Annotated in this window: 11 protein-coding genes and 1 pseudogene; 7 read left to right on the top strand and 5 right to left on the bottom strand. The window is 56.7% G+C overall.

The window, feature by feature from the left end; genetic code table 11:
• Positions 1 to 1,724: 1,724 nt before the first annotated feature.
• On the top strand, positions 1,725 to 2,129 hold the full coding sequence (locus tag HB633_RS24380; protein WP_213780687.1) for a response regulator: 405 nt from the start codon (positions 1,725 to 1,727) through the stop codon (positions 2,127 to 2,129).
• Between the two features lie 17 nt (positions 2,130 to 2,146).
• Positions 2,147 to 4,387, top strand: coding sequence for a PAS domain-containing sensor histidine kinase (locus HB633_RS24375; protein WP_213780686.1), 2,241 nt, complete (start codon positions 2,147 to 2,149; stop codon positions 4,385 to 4,387).
• Positions 4,388 to 4,404: 17 nt separating this feature from the next.
• Here HB633_RS24375 and HB633_RS31165 read toward each other — a convergent pair whose 3' ends face one another.
• Positions 4,405 to 4,554, bottom strand: coding sequence for a LuxR C-terminal-related transcriptional regulator (locus tag HB633_RS31165; RefSeq protein WP_346730363.1), 150 nt, complete (start codon positions 4,552 to 4,554; stop codon positions 4,405 to 4,407).
• 43 nt (positions 4,555 to 4,597) lie between these two features.
• The gene (locus HB633_RS31160; RefSeq protein ID WP_346730358.1) at positions 4,598 to 4,822 is read right to left on the bottom strand and encodes a hypothetical protein; all 225 of its coding nucleotides are present in this window, start codon (positions 4,820 to 4,822) and stop codon (positions 4,598 to 4,600) included.
• Between the two features lie 487 nt (positions 4,823 to 5,309).
• On the opposite strand from HB633_RS31160, the pseudogene HB633_RS24365 reads away from it, so the two are divergent.
• A pseudogene (locus tag HB633_RS24365) lies at positions 5,310 to 5,813 on the top strand (sigma-70 family RNA polymerase sigma factor).
• Between the two features lie 122 nt (positions 5,814 to 5,935).
• Positions 5,936 to 6,730 (top strand): alpha/beta hydrolase, encoded by a 795-nt coding sequence (locus HB633_RS24360; protein WP_213780685.1) that lies wholly within the window; start codon positions 5,936 to 5,938, stop codon positions 6,728 to 6,730.
• A 767-nt stretch (positions 6,731 to 7,497) separates the two neighbouring features.
• Here the strand turns inward: HB633_RS24360 and HB633_RS24355 are convergent.
• Together HB633_RS24355 and HB633_RS24350 are read right to left on the bottom strand one after the other, a co-directional pair.
• Positions 7,498 to 10,431 (bottom strand): Tn3 family transposase, encoded by a 2,934-nt coding sequence (locus HB633_RS24355; protein WP_213780684.1) that lies wholly within the window; start codon positions 10,429 to 10,431, stop codon positions 7,498 to 7,500.
• A 486-nt stretch (positions 10,432 to 10,917) separates the two neighbouring features.
• Complete coding sequence (locus HB633_RS24350) at positions 10,918 to 11,181, bottom strand: hypothetical protein (protein WP_213780683.1); 264 nt, start codon at positions 11,179 to 11,181, stop codon at positions 10,918 to 10,920.
• Between the two features lie 317 nt (positions 11,182 to 11,498).
• Between HB633_RS24350 and HB633_RS24345 the strand changes: the two genes are divergently transcribed.
• Both HB633_RS24345 and HB633_RS24340 read left to right on the top strand, forming a co-directional pair.
• On the top strand, positions 11,499 to 12,353 hold the full coding sequence (locus HB633_RS24345) for an alpha/beta hydrolase (protein ID WP_213780682.1): 855 nt from the start codon (positions 11,499 to 11,501) through the stop codon (positions 12,351 to 12,353).
• Positions 12,307 to 13,890 (top strand): ATP-binding protein, encoded by a 1,584-nt coding sequence (locus tag HB633_RS24340; RefSeq protein ID WP_213780681.1) that lies wholly within the window; start codon positions 12,307 to 12,309, stop codon positions 13,888 to 13,890. Before HB633_RS24345 ends, HB633_RS24340 begins: the two co-directional genes overlap by 47 nt.
• A 563-nt stretch (positions 13,891 to 14,453) precedes the next feature.
• Here HB633_RS24340 and HB633_RS24335 read toward each other — a convergent pair.
• Positions 14,454 to 15,589 (bottom strand): IS3 family transposase gene (locus tag HB633_RS24335; protein WP_213780680.1). Its coding sequence is split into 2 segments (ribosomal slippage): positions 14,454 to 15,334 and positions 15,334 to 15,589, totalling 1,137 coding nucleotides; the frame shifts between segments, so codons are not numbered across the junction.
• 619 nt (positions 15,590 to 16,208) lie between these two features.
• Between HB633_RS24335 and HB633_RS24330 the strand changes: the two genes are divergently transcribed.
• Positions 16,209 to 16,604, top strand: a complete 396-nt coding sequence (locus tag HB633_RS24330) for a transposase (RefSeq protein WP_213780679.1) — start codon at positions 16,209 to 16,211, stop codon at positions 16,602 to 16,604.
• The last annotated feature ends 128 nt before the right edge of the window (positions 16,605 to 16,732 follow it).

Below are 16,732 nucleotides of genomic sequence, written 5' to 3'. Positions count from 1 at the left end.
TCTCCAAATCCACTTACATAACGCGTTATCACGATTCCGGCTGTAACCTTGCAAACTTGGGAGAGGCTTTTTTCAACGTAGAAAGGGTATGGGACTATGCTAAATGCAAAGCTTGAGATCGCACATAATACTTAGGTTTGGTTCGGGTTCGTGGTGAACAGTACGCCGCACGGCTAAGTAGCATAGAAGCGCGGTAATTCACATCACAGGAGCTCTTGCTGTTTGATGTGGGCGAATGTGCGCATACGACCTATACATATGTTTAGGTCGTATGCGCACATTCGCCTAACTGTAATGTTTGATCTGGACGTATTCGAGGCTTACACTCATTTGATAGTGCTGTGAAATATGTGACAACAATAACGAGGACTGCTCGTCTTTAGAATGAATGTCTAGGTTCGTGCTTTCAAAACAAATTTCGTGCAATGCTGAAAAATGGAGGATGCCAGCAAGCGCATAGTTATCTCGAACGCCACATACATTTAAAGAGGTTACTATGTCAGAAAAATCGTTAATTCAGAGGTTTTTAGGCTTGGACGATACCGAACATCCGGATATCGATAACGCGACGAGGCGATTAGCCTTACCCGTACTAGCTTTCGCCGTTACCGGGGTCTTCGCCTTGGCAATCTACTCCTTAGCCGACTTGGCGGCTCACATCGTCAGTTAGACCCGCTTGGACACCGCTTAAAAGTCGTTCTCGATGACAACGCGGGGCATTGTCGCAAGTCGCGGTACAGCCAACGTGCGCGGCATCGTGTCGACGGTTTGAGATCGTGGCGCTTATTTGCGCTTTTATTATGCCCTCGACACCACGCAGTATTTCGTACTCTGGCTGGCGTCCTTATTGAGAACGCCAGCGGCGATGTTCGCATGTAAGGGTCTTTGCACAAGGTTTCATCGGGTCCCGTCGTGCCTGACTCTCTCGCGGGAACGTCGCTTGTGACCGATTCCGATTCCGATTCGTTTTTGCCACCATGGCAATCTTCAATGCCTGCAGCATAGTCAGTCGCTACGCCTTGTCGCGTAGCCGACCATTGCGAGGGGATAAAATTTCGCGATGGCTTTCCTGGCAATGGGTTTCGACACTGCAGGCTGTCATTAGATAGCTGAAAAGGAAAACCGGCGTTTGGGAGATCGTGCGACCTAAAATCTCCATGGCGCTGCTAGCTGCGACGACAGTGGCGCACGCGCTGTTTGCACCATGGCCACACCCGGTACTTCGATTCGAAGCGTGACCGAATCGTGGGAGAAATCGCGTAAAAGCGGAAGAGGCCGTATGCGTGCGGTGGTCGGAATGTCATGCGGCTGGAATGCGAGGATCAGGTGGACCACGGAGGAGGTATTCTTTTCTTCGCCGAAATGGGCGGAATCGCTGCGCACGACTTTATGGAAGGTGCTTGGCCGATCCGGCCGTGCTCGCCGAGGTGACAACCTTGTGAATGGCTTTCGCTTTGACAGGGCGGATATCGACACGAAGGGCGACCTATTCGAAGATGTACTGCGAGAGAACGCCGGCTGGCGAACTAGGGCGGTTCGGCACGCCACAAGATGATATCCGACTGACAGTGATCGGACTAAGCCGCATGATAGGCGATCCCCGCCGACCCTATACACACAGATGATGGTGCGCCGTGGCCTTTCTAAATATGATGGAATCATACGGTGGTTCGCAGGATGCGGCGACTGCTAAAGCCGACGAACCGGCCAGAGGATTCACTGTTTTGCCAACCAACCTAATTGTTTCCATTATCGATGACGACGAATCCGTGAGGACCGCAACCTCCAGCCTGGTGCGTTCGCTTGGCTGGGAGGCGCGGCTCTACGAATCGGCAGAGTCGTTTCTCGGATCCGGTGTTGTCGGCGAGACTCGATGCATCATCTCCGACGTCCAGATGCCCGGCATGAGTGGGCTGGAACTGCAATCGAGGCTTACGGCGAAGGGCTACACGATTCCGTTCATATTCATCTCCGCGTTTCGCTCCGATGCCGCGAGCCGGCAAGCGCTGGCCGCAGGCGCCATGTGTTTCCTGAGCAAGCCGGTAGATGGCTCGGTGGTGGCGCATTGCCTCGACCAGCTTCGCAACAATGGTGCGAGCGCCCAACAGAACCAACAGAACACCCGCTAACGGGAAGCCAGTCAAGCATGAATGTTCGCGTCCCTGTCATTGGCTTGAAACGTCCCGACTCACGGCTGTTGTGGGGACTCGCGGCGCTGGTCGCGCTGAGCGTGTTCCTGATCGATACGTTCACGCCGCTCGATATCGCCATCGCGGTGCTGTATGCGGTCGTTGTGATGCTGGTCGCGGTCACCGGCAACAGAAGCGCTACCTTGATTGTCGCGTGGTGCTCCGTGCTGGCGACGCTCGGCGCGTTCCTGTCTTCCCACGATACAAACTACACGGACCCGTCCATCGCGCGCTGTGCGGTCAGCTTGCTGGCAATCGGAATTGTTTCGGTACTGGCGCTGCGCAACCTGGCGAGCACCGCGCGACTGGTCGAACAGGTGCAGTTGCTCGACATGACGCACGACGCAATCGTCGTGTACGACATGAACGACGTCATCAGTTTCTGGAATCACGGCGCGGAACAACTGTACGGATGGACATCGGCGGAAGCGGTCGGCAAGCGCGTGCATGAACTCACGCGCACGCAAATGGACGTTCCTCTCCCGCATATTCGCGAGCAACTATTGAGCACCGGACAGTGGGACGGCGAAGTTGAACGCACGCGTCAGGACGGCACGCACGTGGTGGTATCGAGTCGCTTGCGTTTATGGCGTGACCGTCTGGGCCGGCCGCGCGCCGTGCTCGCAACGAACAACGACATCACCGCGCAAAAGCGCATGGAAGCCGAACTGCAGCGCAAGCAGGACGAACTGCGCGCGGCTATCGATGCCATTCCGGGCATGGTCTGGACGTCGTCGCACGATGGCCGACTTGAATTCGTGAATCGCCGATGGCAGGAGGTCGGTGTCTTCGCGGCGGATCTCGGCGGCAGCAGCACCGACGCATCGCCACGCAGCGACATATGGTCGGAGATCGTTCATCCCAACGACCTGTCAGGCATGGAACGGGCGTGGAACAACGCGATTGCGTCGGGTACGTCGTTCGAATATTCGGCGCGCGTGCGCCGTAATAGCGGCGAATTCCGCTGGATGCACATTGGCGCGGAGCCCATGCGCGACGCGCAGGACAACGTGCTGCGCTGGTACGGCGTGAACACCGATGTTGAAGAGCGCAAGCGCGCGGAAGAGGCGCTCGAACGCAGCGAGGCGCTGCTGTCCGAGGCGCAGCGTCTAAGCAAAACTGGCAGCATCGCGATGCGGGTGGATCGCGGGGAAATGAGCTGGTCGGAGGAGGCGTACCGGATCTACGATTACCCGTTGGACTGCACGCCATCAGTGGGATTGATCGAAGCGCGGACGTTGCCGGAAGATCTGCCGATCATGCAGAGCGTCTCCCGGCTTGCGCTTGCCGGCGAGCCGAATATCGATGTGGAGCACAGGCTCTGCATGCCGGACGGCAGCATCAAGCACGTGCATTTTGTCGCGCATGCGCTCGCATGCAAAGCCGGCTCGCGCGAAGGACGGCCGGAGTACGTGGGCGCGCTGATCGACGTCACGGAAGCCAGGCGCACGCATGAAGCGCTGGCGCGTTCCATGTCCGAGCTTGCGCACGTGTCCCGCGTTACGACGCTCGGGGAACTGGCGTCATCTATTGCGCATGAGGTGACGCAGCCTATTGCCGCCATTGTCACGTGCGGCGACGCGGCGTTGCGCTGGCTCAACCGGCCGCAGCCGGATCTGGGAGAGGCGGCGCAGTCGATCAGGCAAATGATTCGAGACGCAAAACGCGCAGGCGACGTCGTCCGCCAGACGCGCGAAATGGCGAAAAAGCGCGGCCCGAGCCAGAGCGTGCTCGACCTCAATGCGTTGGTCGGCGAATCAATAGAGCTTGTGCGTCGCGAGCTACAGAACCATCGCGCAACGCTGGTGACGCAGTTCGACCCGGCAGCGCTGAAAGTGTGCGCGGACCGGGTGCAGATCCAACAAGTACTGATCAACCTGATAATGAATGGCGTTCAGGCGATGTCCAGCCAAAATTGCATCCCGAAGCAGCTTACGATCACTACGCGGCGGCTCGACGACGATCAGGTCATGACAATGGTGAAGGATCAGGGAACGGGCATCGCGGATAACCATTCAGCTCATTTGTTCAGTCCATTTTTTACTACGAAGACCGATGGAATGGGAATGGGTTTATCGATCTGTCGCTCAATAATCGAAAACCATGGCGGTCGCATCTCGGCGCATTCGCCGGAAGGGGGTGGGGCGGAGCTGCGCTTTGTGTTGCCGCTTTTTAAGCCGGAAATGCGGACCGCATGATGCTACGTTGTTTCGTTTCATGAACGACATCCGGGCGGATGTCCAGCGCCTCGGCTTTCCAGATTAGATCGGCAACGTATCGCCCTCATCTTGTTTGTAAGTTGACTGCTATGAGCTTCGATGGTGATTACGCTCAGGTTCATTTCAGTGGCAATCTGCTTGCTCATCAATTCAGCCACGACATGTCTCATGACCGCTTTCTCGCGGGGCTTAGCGACGTACACTGCGCGCCACGTCCGCTTTGAACAGCTCGTGCACGAGCTGTTCGCTGCCGCGTGCAAGCGCGCTGTTGACGGCATCGAACATGTCCCGATCGCGGACACACTTCGCCAGGTAATCCAATGGGCCCGCTATCATCGCTCGCACTGGCACTTCGATGTGGCCATGACCCGAGATGAACGAGACAGGGATGCGCAGGCCGTCTCGCGTCATCATCCTGGGGCGCGAGACCGATCTCTCACCGTCGGCGAACAATGAGAATCAGGCCGGTCGGTACGTTTGCCTTCGGGCATTCAAGAAACTTTTGGGCCGACGCAAACGTCCACCCGCAGACTGACGGAGCGCAAGTGATCTCTAGCGGCAAAGCGCATGGATTCATCATCATCGACGAAATACACCACGGATGCACCAGGTTGTGCCTCAACCGTGCGGATGAGCGCGTGCGGATCATGTATCAAGAGCACCTCCATGACAGAGCGGGGTTGCCGCAAGTGTGCCTGCCAGCTTGATACGAAGGTGTTAGAGGCCCACCGGTTTATGTGATCGATGCACCCTTTGGTAGGGCTAGCGTCACAGGAGGGCATGCCTTAAATTGAGGTCACTCGCTTGAACCCAACCGTTTCTTTTTTTGGTTCCGTTCAGCTTACACACCAAGGTCGTGATTACGCAGAGAACCAGATGTGCGGCGAATGACAGCGTTGCTATCGAAGTACGGGACCAACTTAAGGACCATATGCCCAAATTGTGCCGCTACTCACGCGTGCGGGTGAGAAACCATGACTTCGCCGATGACCTCGTGCAGGACTCGTTCCAACGCGCGCTACAACGCCTTCAACAGTTTGAGCGCGATACCGACTTACGCGCCTGGCTCTTCACGATTTTGCACAACCTATTCGCGAACCAGCGTCGACATGCATCCATGCACGCGGTCCATGTGAAATTGGATGGCGGAGACATGCCAGAGACCGAGTTGGCAGTTGGCGGCTTCAGGCTTAACGCCTTGAAGTGCGCGACCTCGATGTTGCGCTGCAGATGCTTCCCATTGAACAGCGGGAGGTCGTGCTGGTGATCGGGCTCGAAGAAATGGGCTACACCGATGCCGCGTTCGCGCTGGAAATTTCTGTTGGCACGGATGTCCCGTCTTTCGCGAGGACGCGAACGCCTGCGTGTCCTGACGATAGGAAAAACGATGGCCGCGAAGTTGTAAACGCCAACGCATAGTTGGGTAACGCGCTGCTTTTTTCGCGATCTTCTCGACGGGCGTTGATCAGTAGTATTAAACATATGCCAAGCATTTCTTTCTCTATTTCGAAAATCAAGGAGTCTCAAATGAAACTGTTGCCCTTCGTTACCTCGGCGTTGTCAGTATCCGCTTGCCTGTTCATGTCGACGAGCGCCTTTGCGGACGATGCAAAACAAAAAGATGTTCCAGTCAAGAATATCGTCCTTGTTCACGGCGCCTGGGTGGACGGCTCCGGCTGGAAGCCGGTGTACGACATTCTCACGAAGGACGGGTATCACGTGAGCATGGTGCAAGAACCGTTGAGTTCCCTCGACGATGACGTTGCCGCCGCCAAGCGTGTGCTTGATTTGCAGAACGGCCCCACCATCCTCGTGGCGCACAGCTATGGCGGCTCGATCATCACGGAAGCGGGCGTGCATCCGAACGTGGTGGGCCTGGTGTATGTCGCAGCGCATGCGCCTGCGGTCGGCGAGGACGAAAGCGATCTGGGCAAGGGCATGCCGAGCTACACGTCGAAGCAGTCGGGCGCCATCAAGAAGACAGGCGACGGCTACACTTACCTAAACCCTGCGGACTTTCCCAAGGACTTCGCCGCCGACCTGCTGCTCAGGCAAGCCCAATTCGAATCGCACTCGCAGATCCTGACGGCCGCCAAGGTATTCTCCGAGCCGATGAAAGTCGCCGCGTGGACCTCCAAGCCGAGCTGGGGCATTGTCGCGGGCGCAGACAAGATCATCAACCCGGACCTCGAACGCTGGTACTACGCGCGTGCGCATAGCCACACGACCGTGATTTCGGGCGCGAGCCACTCGGTCTACGAATCGCGTCCGAAACAGGTCGCGGCCGTTATAGAAGAAGCAGCTAAACATGCCCAAGACTAACGTCCGAACGTAGTGGATTTTGCGGGAGTTTCTACGCGGATTTGTATGTCGCTGCGACGTCGAAACTTTGAGCGAGTGATGGAAACGGGCGGGGCCACGCAAGTGCCCCGCATTTGCCCACTGAGCAACCGGTCCTCTATCAATCAATGTTTCCCTGCCGCTTGCCGCTGTGCCGGACCTCGTTACCGCTGTTGTCCGGTTGGTCATCGGTTCGTATCTTCTCGCACCCCGTTAATATGCGGCGGCCTTCACGTAACCCCCTAACTGTTGCTCCGTATTAATAGCTTGCGTAGAAGGCCTTCGTGGCATTGCGAGGCTGAAAGGGGTCCCTTTGATTTCGTTGCATTTTGCGGGGATAGCAGCGAGTAGGCGCCATGCGGCTTTGCGAAACGGCCCTATTAAAAAATCTCATTAAATCGAGTACTTCCTGTCTGGTCTGTTTCCGGCAGCGGGAACGCCTTAATGCGACGACTCGAAACTAGGGATATGGAGAGTAACGGAACACAAAATCCGTTCAAGCTTTTCAGCGCAGTTCACCTGGCAGCGAACGCTTCACGGAGCTGTTTGCACGTTTCACTTCGGCGTATCGTTGACGACTACGAGATGCACAATGTGTGTGTTCCACAGTTAAAGCAACTGCTGCTGTCACGCATCGCCGGTTAAACGCGGCCAGTCATCGGATATGGGCCTCCGATAAGCCACCCATTAGCGAATTGACGGTTTTACCTTTGCAACAGTGATAGTTTTAATTCGGACTACGGCCAGCGTCACGCAGAGCGAAGCTCATTTACACTCAGACCATCCACTAGGCTAGGCAGGACACGGTCGGCATAGCGGGCGATCGGAAAATCGAACGTGCCGCGCAAGTTAATGCCCTCCAAATAGGTGGGCGCGATTCGCCGCAGGTCCACAGCCCGAAGGACGTCCCCACTCAACGCCTCGATCTGACCAACGGCACGTTGCATATGCATCGTGTTCCAAGCCATTACGGCGTTGGTAAGCAACGCCAACGATGACGACACGGCCGCGAGTGATTCATGATGCTTCGTTAGTTCCGACGGAATCTTGCCGATGTGTATCGCCCGCTGCACAGTGTGTACGGCTTCACCACGATTGAGGACATGCTGAAGCTCGCTGCGGAATATCGGATTGGTGAAATAGTCGATCAGAAAAACCGTACGGAACAGTCGCCCGATATGAACGCCACCGTCGTACACGGACTGTCCACGCGCCGCTGCGCCGAACCGGGTCAACGCCTCGACCGCAGTGCAGCGACCACTTTGAATCGACGCTGCCACCCGAACGAATTCGTCCCAGATGCTTTCGATGAGGTCCAGGCGCACGTCACAGTCGGTCACGGCCACAAGCTCCGCTGGCACGGCGTGATGCCGTGGCACATGCAAACGGCGGTCGCGCAGATGAGCAAGTCGTGGGCACAGGTCGAAGCCAAGCGCCCGGGCAAGCCCCATTGCGAAATCCGTATACCCATGGGTGTCCACGGCGAGTTGTGCCACGTCCCTCGTGCCGCTTTGTCGAATGACGCCTTCGATCGCTGCGCCTGCTTGCCGCTCGTTGAGGATGATGGGTTGATCGTAGAATATCCCCCAGCGGTCCATCACGTGCGTGTACATGCCGATGGACGCCGTGCGCCGACGCGGGTCAGCCCGAGCTTGCCAGACGGTGCGCGTCGTCTCTAGCGACATCATGTCGGACGACGCCAGATCGGCACGACCCCAGTGCGCGGCGATTGGGTGGCGAAGCATGAATTCCAGCACTGCGTCGGCAGCTTGACGTAGTTTTCGTTCATCGGCGATTCGGTTCATCATTTGTCGGATCGCGACAGGCGACAATTCCGGCACCATCCGCGAGATGTCCGCTGCGGACAACGAAGTGCCATGGGCCAAGACCGCTGCATACACCAGCAGCAGCTCACTGCGTGAACGCGGTTCCCGTCCGAGCAGCAACCAGCTGAAGCGTGTCACGCTGTCGATCTCGAGAATGATTTCCGGGAGTTGGCCACCGGGATGGGAGGCGAAGATGGCTCGGCGCAAGGGCTCCACTGCGGCTTCCTTGCCTTGTGCCGATAAAGCATCGAGATGCACGGCGGTGTCGATTCGCACGTCGCCGCGCACAGTCGCGTCGCGCAGCACCGCAAGCCCATGATCGAGATGCCGGATTAGCGGTTCGAGGAATTCCTTCGCGTCTTGTGGCAGTTTCAGATGACCATAGTAGTGGTTGCGCTTCGCGCTCCAGTCGTCGTGCGGGATCAGCATCCGAGCTTGACTGCGAAATGCAAAGCTGTGGTCGACAAAGACGGACCCGTTACGCAACGCGACCCTCAGGGCAAACAGCGTCGCCCATTCGAATGCTGACAGGGCCTTGTGCCGGTCGTAACCGTCGATCGCTTCCCGCCATGCGCGCCCGAGTCGAATCGTTACGCGGTCCGGTAGCGTGTATGCCTTGCGAGCGTACAGGTTACGCAGTACCTGCAACGCTTCGGTCACCGGATGAGCGGTCTGCGCTTCAAAGGGCAGACGGACGATTTTGGCGAGCATCGCGCGCGCTTGTCCGCGCTTCGCCATGAGGTGCGCACGGACGAGGCTCCGGCGACTCGGCGGGCGCACATCGAGCGCTTGATCGGCAAGCGCACACACCTTGTTACTGAGTTCGTCGCGAGACAGCGTTGCGTCGAGTGCAACTGCCTTCACCGCAGCCGCGAAATCATGGATACGTGTCTTCAAATCCGGGCGCGCGCCGGCGATGTCTCGAGTAGCATCGTTGACCGCCTTCTGGATCCAGTGGCGCAACATTCCCAACAACTGGTCGGATGCGGCACACAACGCATAGCGCATGAAGCATGCGGCTTCCAGTCGGCGCGACTGCATTTCAATCCGGTTGCTTACCGACGGCGGCCGGTTCGCACAGCGTCTCGCGTAATGGCGCACCAACGCGTCATTGCAGTTCGCCGGCCAGCGGGAATGAACGCCGATTGAATACAGTCGATCGATCTTGGTGAAGATCTCGCTAATCTGATGAGTCGAGTTGCGTAGAGGAACGGCCCACAACCAGTGTTGCAGGCTCCCGTGCTCTCCTTCGAGCTGCGGAAGGAGGTGTCCCCAACCATCCAGCATCGACGCGCCAAAGGCGCGTGCCAGCGTATCGGTCAGCGCGACTTCGACGCCCTGGACGGCCTGTACGATCAACCGCTTGAGCAATCGATCATGAGCAATCAGAATGCGGTGCTCGTACAGCCACCGCTTCAACTCATGCAACAGTTGGCCGCGCTCAGGGCGCCCGGACAGACGCTCCTTGAGCCAGCGCACGACGTAGCGGCGTTGATGCTCGGCCATCGGACGGAAGCCAAGTACCTGGTAGGCCAGCATCTGATGGTCAACAAGTGTGTCGGTGCGCCCATCGTACAAGGAACGTAGCGTACCGAGCTCCGGCGGATCGACACCCAGTTGTTCGCCAAGGTGACTCCACAGGGCCTTCGGAATCTGTTTGTACGCGTCGAGCGTGCGGCCCGTCATGCGTACAAAGCCGATATGCAGCCCAACTCCGAGCCGATAAAGATCAGTGCGCCGGGCGTCGATCAACCCCCGCTCTTTGCGGGAGAACGTGAAGAACGTGGCAAGCTCGAACTCGTTGAGTTCATCCGGGATCTGCCGCATGCCGAGATACGCTAATTGCCAGTGCTCCATGGCGTTTTCTCCGCGAGCGTGAGATTGGCCGACTAGCGTAGCGGCACAAAATCGGCGCGGCAACCGACAATCGTCGGCGCGCAGCAAGGCAAACACCCAAACAGCAACTCTTTGATTTATTGAGATATTTAAATAGGGCCGCCACGCAAACCCGCGCCAACGTTGGAGGTCGCTAACCCGGTAAACTGCATCGAAATATAGGCGACCCCCAATCGCGAATACCAGCTTAGAAAGCCGTCTAAGTAGATCCACCCGAGACTTCTAGTACTGCGAATGCGGCGACCATGTTGACTGATACGTGCAGACATCGGCTCGAAAGTATGGCGTCGCGCGCTGCGTCGGACACACACGCAAAAGTTTGTCTCTTATATTTGACATAAGGTTATTTATCACTTTTTAGTACGCTCATGCTTTTCGTGCGGCAAATGTGGACCCAATCAAGTTTGAAATTTCAGCATGGGCTCTGCGTGAATACACTGTGCAGCATCAGATTTGTTTTTCCGGAAGTACCGCCTTCTCTAGCCGTTGCAGTGCAAAAACAACCTGGTTCAACGCAAGCAAGGAGCGCGCGATACAAAGTTCGTTTCGCAACAGCTCGTCGCTATCGGGCATTCTGGTAGCGTAATCAAGTACAGCGTTGAGCTTAATCTTCAACAAATGCACCTCGTTCGATCGAATCTGACCGAACCAGTTATAGAGCGCCTGAACCACTACGCGCACGTCATCTATCGAAGCACCGGCGCCTTGCATACGTCTCCCTAGCCGACTTCAAGTTCGAGTGTCTAAATTACCCCCGGAATGCGCTGCCAAAAAGCGTGAGGCATGCGATTTTTGGTTCAATGTTGCGTCGTCTGCCATTGCGATTGTCGTTTGGGAATGCTGTTGAGTCAATTTTAACCAGGCGATGAACAAGCGAACTATTGCGCCCAGCGATTACGCCTCCGTCCTGAAGACTATGAAAATAGTATTCAGGGTATTAATATGCACTTGCACAAAAGCGGATTTTTCGGCCCACGGGTGCGGCTGCGAAATTGCCCTGAATGGACTTAAGCGGTCAAATGCGCATAATGGATGCCTACAAACGCAATAACGTCCACGTTGTCGGAAACGGTCCGTCGACGGTAGTCTTTGCACACGGTTTTGGATTTGACCAGACCATCTGGCATTATGTCGCCAAAGAGCTTGTGTCTAAGTATCGACTAGTTGCACTGGACCTAGTCGGGAGCGGTCAATCCGATACTTTCAGCTATGACCCTGCCAAGTACGGCACGCTCTACGCACACGCGGATGACCTGCTCGAAATTATCGTCCAAGCTGGTAATGCGCCGGTAGTCTTGGTGGGTCACTCCGTGGGCGCGATAATTGGGATGCTGGCGACGATCAAGGCGCCCGAGCGTTTCAGCGGGCTGGTGATGATCGGACCGACGCCTTCACTTATTAACGAAGGTGATTATATCGGGGGTTTCGAGCAGGTCGATATCGACGAGCTGTTGGGATCGCTGGAGAGTAATTACCTTGGGTGGTCCAATTCAATCGCTCCGGCAGTCTTGGGCATGCAAGCGCAATCCGGGCTTGGCGCCGAATTCGCCAGCAGCTTTTGCCGCAATGACCCCGAGGTTGGAAAACATTTTGCGCGCGTCACCTTTCTGTCGGATCATCGCGCGGAACTGGCCCGCGTCACCACGCCAACCCTGATCGTACAGTCAAGCGACGATCCGTTTGTGCCGTTGGAAGTAAGCAATTATATGCATCGGATGATCCAGAAAAGCGTCCTTGCCATCGTCCAAAGCACCGGACACTGTCCTCATATCAGCGCGCCGCGTGCATGCATTGATGCAATCGAGGCTTTTATAAAAACCCTTTCAACGCTCGCAGATGGCCAATCAAAAGAGACTGTTGCCGACAATCAGCGAGACGCTTGATCGCTCGCCGTGCGGTCTGTTCACGACGACCAACGACGGGACCATAGTCCGCGCGAACGAAACGTTTTGCCGTTGGATTGGCTATCAGGAACAGGAACTCGTTGGACTGCGCCGTATTCAGGATCTGCTGACGGTCGGCGGCCGGCTTCTATTCGAGGCGCACGTGGCGCCCTTGCTGCAGTTTCGCAATTCGGTTGCCGAGGTCAAGGTGGACATCGTCAGCCGGGCCGGTCCTGTCGTGCCGATTCTCTTCAATGTGTCGCGCACGCAATTCGATGGCGAAGAGCTCGATGAGTTCGCGGTGCTTGTCGTTGCGGAGCGTCACCAATATGAGCTCGAATTGCTAAGCGCACGGCGCAACGCCGAGCAAGCGCTCGAGGCTCGCAGTGAGGCGGAAACTGCCCTTCGCGAGGTCAATCGGCGCAAGGACGAGTTTCTTGCCACGCTGGCGCACGAGCTTCGAAATCCGCTTGCTCCCATGCGTAACGTCCTGGAGATGCTCAGCCTGAAAGAACTCGTTGATCCACAGATCATCTGGGGTCGCGAAGTGTTCGAGCGCCAGGTCCGCCACATGACCCGCTTGGTCGACGATCTGCTGGAAATGTCCCGTATCACTCAGGGCAAGCTGGAGTTACGCAGGGAGAATATCGATCTGGTCACGGTGCTTACTGGAGCCATCGAGAATTCCAGACCTTCCGTGCTCGCTGCTTCGCATCAACTCATCATCGCGATTCCGGGCGAGCCCGTAATGCTGGATGCGGACCCGACGCGCCTTTCACAGATGATCCAGAACCTATTGGACAATGCCGCCAAATTCACTCCCCCCGGAGGAAAGATCTGGCTCAGCGCGAATCGGGAAGGGACTGACGTCGCTATAAGGATTCGCGACTCGGGCATCGGCATTCCGCAAGCCAGCCTGGATACGGTGTTCGAGATGTTCTCGCAACTCGAAAATGCAATTGACCGGACCCAAGGTGGTCTCGGCATTGGGCTGGCGTTGGTGCGAGCGCTCGCACGGCTTCATGGCGGCAGCGTGGAGGTGCGCAGCGACGGTATTGGAAAAGGCAGCGAGTTCGTGATCCGTTTGCCCGTCTCCGAGGAAGAAATGATCGTTGCGTTGAGGCCTCGACGCTTGCCTCCCGTCAGCGGCGAAGGGCGAAGCGTGTTGATAGTCGACGACAACGAAGACGCTGCGATCAGTCTTTCCATGGTTCTCGAAATGGAAGGACATCGAGTTCTGGTCGCATTTGATGGCACCTCAGGCTTCGAGGCGGCGCAGAACAACAAGCCCGAGGTCATCATTCTCGATATAGGGCTGCCTGATACCAACGGATACGAGGTCGCCCGACGCATTCGCAAAGAACCGTGGGGAGTGCAGGTGGGTCTGATCGCGCTGACGGGATGGGGGCAGGAAAAGGACCGCCGAGAAGCACAAGCCGCCGGCTTTGATCATCATTTCACAAAACCAGCCGATCTTGAACGACTTACCAAGTTACTTAATAGAGAACAAGGTGAAGACACGCATTGGCCAGCCTGAAGGCGGGTGCTGCGTCAGTCTGACGCCAAGGCAAAATGCACAGGTGACGCGGTGTCTATTAACCGCGAACTCATAACGAGACCCAACAGCTCATGACCCAGATACAGCGCTCGTAGATATACGCGAAGCAGCTCCCTTAAAAACTAAAATTGACAGCGCTAAAGCTTCGCAAGGTTGGCCTATAGCTCTCAAGATACGCGACCGATAACCAATGCCGCAATCGCTGCGAGAGGCAACACCATGCCAGCTACAACGAACTTAAGGGCTACCCATATATCATTGCTGCGGTTTGATTCACCGCTAAGGGCGAATCTCCGTCGTTGAAAGTCCGTCATTTTTAGCCTCCTTGGGTTGGTGACTGTGAGAGCTATTTTCATGCCCGTTTGACTAAAACATTCTCTCCGACGCCTTACAGTCGCACGCGTTCCATAATCTTCCCAAGCGCCCGTGCGAAGTAGACTCACGACGACATCTAGCGGTAACGGTGTCGCCAATAATCTCGCAGAGAGGTGGCCCCGTTCGGTCGGACAGTTTTTTAGATTTTTAAGTGGAACGCTGGGCGGTCACGCTGCCGTTTTCATCGCGGGCAGCATCGCGAAGTAAGCTTCATCCGGGGTCTTGTCCGACAGACTTGAATGAGGCCTTTGCTGGTTGTACCACGTCAGGTAGTTAGCGATCGACTGCCGCGCCTGGCCGACGGACTCATAGGCCTTCAAATACACTTCTTCGTACTTCACGCTACGCCACAGTCGTTCGATAAAAACGTTGTCGCGCCAGCTTCCCTTTCCGTCCATTGACAGAGCGACCCCGCGCGAGAGCACTGCGTCGGTAAAGACTGTGCTGGTAAATTGGCTGCCTTGATCTGTGTTGACGATTTCAGGCAATCCATATTTCGTGAATGCTTCTTCAAGTGCTGCCACCGCATGCTCGGCTTCCATCGTGATCGCAACCCGGTGCGCTAAAACACGACGGCTAGCCCAATCGATCACAGCAGTCAGATAGACGAAACCCTGTGCCATAGGCACGTAGGTCGTGTCCAGTGCGAACACCTGGTTGCTGCGCTCGATCTTCCGATCGCGCAGCAGGTACGGCCAGATCTTGTGCGCCAAATGTTTGCGGCTCAAGTTCGGCTTGCGATACAGCGCTTCGATGCCCATTTTGCGCATCAACGTGCCGATGTGCTTGCGTCCGACCACTATGCCCTCTCGCTTGAGCAGGCGCATCAACATGCGCGCGCCGGCAAATGGATGCTCCAGATGCAACTCGTCGATGCGGCGCATGAGCGCCAGATCCGCGGCACTGACCGGGCTCGGCGCGTAGTACGCACTGGATCGACTGATGCCGACCAGCTTGACCTGCCGGGAAACCGGTAGGGGGTGGGCACGATCAATCATTTTTTTGCGCTCAGCAGGCCTGCCTTGCCGAGCGCGCCGGACAAAAAATCATTCTCCAGCGCCAATTGGCCGATCTTTGCGTGAAGCGTCTTCAGATCCACCGGCGGCTCATTGACGGGCACGCCCGCCGCGCCAAACACATCGGCCGCTCGTTCTTGCAACTGCCGCTTCCATTCTGTGATCTGGTTCGGATGAACCTCAAACTGCTGCGCCAACTCTGCCAGCGTGCGCTCGCCGCGTACGGCTGCCAATGCCACCTTCGCCTTAAACGCCGCTGAGTGCGTGCGCCGGGTTCTCTTCGTCATCGTCTGATTTCCTTTATAGGCATTATGCCTATCTCAGAACCCAGCAATTCCACCTATCCGACTGTCCAGTTTCCCGGGGCCACCTCTCAGAGCCGGTTGCACCTCACGGAATCTACCGCTACTCATTAGCGTGCTACGCGTATGCGGGCACACCTAATTTTCCCAGGATCGATTCACGGTGCAACCTCTCCGCGCCGTAAGCGCTCCTCCAGCGTGCTCATGGGCATCAAGCCGCTTTTATAAGTGCATATGGGCTGCATTTCGGGAGTGAGAGCGCCGAGCATCGGCTTTCTGTTAGTTGGCTCAAGAACATCGGCCGCTTGGGCAAATGTCCGTGAAATCCTTGAAGCAAAGCTCAGAGACACTCAAGTTTTCGGAGCATCCGCCGAGATTAAGGATGCGAGACCTTCAAATAACTAACCGCCTCCGGCCGAGAGCGGCAAAACCAAATACAAGCATAAAAACCAGAGAGCGCGATGACCCATCACACCGAGGATCCATTCTCAGCCGACGACAATTTGTTCCTGGAAGCGCGTGCTTTGTAAGCACCCGGCAATCTCATCTGGTTTTCTATTCTTTGGCGTAAGAGCATACGTTTCCACGATCAGGAAGCGGACACGTGCACACTATTTCCCAAGACATTCCGACCGGGCGCACACGGCGCACCTACAGCCCCTTGTTCAAGTCAGAGCTTATCGAACAATGTCGCCAGGTTGGCGTCTCATGTTCCGCCGTGGCGATCTCGCATGGCCTGAACCCCAATGTGCTGCGGCGTTGGATTAAAGATGCTGCCATTTCCAGCGACGCTGCGCCGCCTGCACTCAAATCGGTTGTTGTCGACGTAAAGCCTGCCTTCGTCGCGTTGCCAATGACCGTGCCGACACCACAAGCGCCCGATGCGGCGCAAGCGAACGTGCGTATCGACATTCAGCGCAATGGCACAACCGTGTCAGTGCTGTGGCCGCTGCTTTGTTTGAGTGACAGCGCAGCTTGGGTTCGGGAGGTGCTTCGATGATCCGCATCGACGCCATTTGGCTTGCGACCGAACCCCTCGATATGCGTGCCGGCGCTGATACCATCCTTGCTCGCGTGGTGAAGGTATTTGGGTCCGCACGGCCACATCATGCATATCTGTTTGCCAAT

Origin of the sequence: Caballeronia sp. dw_276 (genome assembly GCF_018449635.1) — a bacterium.
Taxonomy (GTDB): Bacteria; Pseudomonadota; Gammaproteobacteria; order Burkholderiales; family Burkholderiaceae; genus Caballeronia.
Note: the sequence above shows the minus strand (reverse complement) of the source record. Positions and strands in the feature narration are given on the sequence as shown.

What these genes read in the sequence shown, in the direction of transcription:
- HB633_RS24375 (WP_213780686.1), top strand. Translation starts at nt 2,147, where the DNA reads ATGAATGTTCGCGTCCCTGTCATTGGCTTGAAACGTCCCGACTCACGG.
- HB633_RS31165 (WP_346730363.1), bottom strand. Translation starts at nt 4,554, where the DNA reads ATGAGCAAGCAGATTGCCACTGAAATGAACCTGAGCGTAATCACCATC.
- HB633_RS31160 (WP_346730358.1), bottom strand. Translation starts at nt 4,822, where the DNA reads ATGATGACGCGAGACGGCCTGCGCATCCCTGTCTCGTTCATCTCGGGT.
- HB633_RS24360 (WP_213780685.1), top strand. Translation starts at nt 5,936, where the DNA reads ATGAAACTGTTGCCCTTCGTTACCTCGGCGTTGTCAGTATCCGCTTGC.
- HB633_RS24355 (WP_213780684.1), bottom strand. Translation starts at nt 10,431, where the DNA reads ATGGAGCACTGGCAATTAGCGTATCTCGGCATGCGGCAGATCCCGGAT.
- HB633_RS24350 (WP_213780683.1), bottom strand. Translation starts at nt 11,181, where the DNA reads ATGCAAGGCGCCGGTGCTTCGATAGATGACGTGCGCGTAGTGGTTCAG.
- HB633_RS24345 (WP_213780682.1), top strand. Translation starts at nt 11,499, where the DNA reads ATGGATGCCTACAAACGCAATAACGTCCACGTTGTCGGAAACGGTCCG.
- HB633_RS24340 (WP_213780681.1), top strand. Translation starts at nt 12,307, where the DNA reads ATGGCCAATCAAAAGAGACTGTTGCCGACAATCAGCGAGACGCTTGAT.